Here is an 858-nt window from a genome sequence, read left to right on the forward strand (position 1 = left end):
AGCACCGACCTTGAGCGCAGGAGTCGTCCCGTCGGCAGGCACGGAGCTGACCCCGGCCAGCGTGCCTTCACGCAGCGGCACTCCGGCACTCGTGGGCACGGCCCGGGTGAACTCGGGCGCACCGGCCAACGCCTCAGCTCCCAAAGGAACTCCGGCACTGGTCGGCACCGCCTGGGTGAACTGCGGCGAGCCGGCGGCCCCCTGACTCAGTGACACGCCTTCCGAGTACTCAGCCCGAGGCACACCCGCCGAAATCCCCTCCGAGTACTCAGCCCGAGGCACACCCGCCGAAATCCCCTCCGAGTACCCGGCCCGAGGCACACCCGCCGAGACCCCCTCCGAGTACTCAGCCCGAGGCACACCCGCCGAAATGCCCTCCGAATAACCGCTCCTGGGCACGCCGGCGCTCGCCGACACACCCTCCGTGAACGTAGCGGTCTGCGCGGGCGTCGTCCCGAACGGATCCGCGCCACCCATCGCCCGCATCACGCCGGGCTCGGTCCGCTCGATGGTCTCCGCCGGGATGGTCTCACCCACCGACCGGCCGACCCTCGGCTCGTACTGGGCCGCCATGGTCTCCCCACCGCCCCACAGCGGAGCGGCCTCCGGCTGCATCCGCTGCGCCGGAAACTCGTCGGCCGAATACCCGTACTGCGCAGGGATCTCACCCTCCGCAGGCCCGTACCGCGCAGGGATCTCACCCTCCGCAGGCCCATACCGCGCAGGAATCTCACCCTCCGCAGGCCCATACCGCGCAGGAATCTCACCCTCCGCAGGCCCATACCGCGCAGGAATCTCACCCTCCGCAGGCCCATACCGCGCAGGAATCTCACCCTCCGCAGGCCCATACCGCGCAGG

General features: G+C 70.6%; 1 protein-coding gene. It reads right to left on the reverse strand.

Translation table 11 applies throughout. The annotated features are described in order from the left end of the window. On the reverse strand, window positions 1-216 hold a 216-nt coding region (locus ACIRBX_RS20275; RefSeq protein WP_402298410.1), incomplete at its 3' end, for a hypothetical protein. Window positions 217-858: the final 642 nt, after the last annotated feature.

The sequence above is a fragment of the Kitasatospora sp. NPDC096147 genome, assembly GCF_044763225.1.
Lineage (GTDB): Bacteria > Actinomycetota > Actinomycetes > Streptomycetales > Streptomycetaceae > Kitasatospora.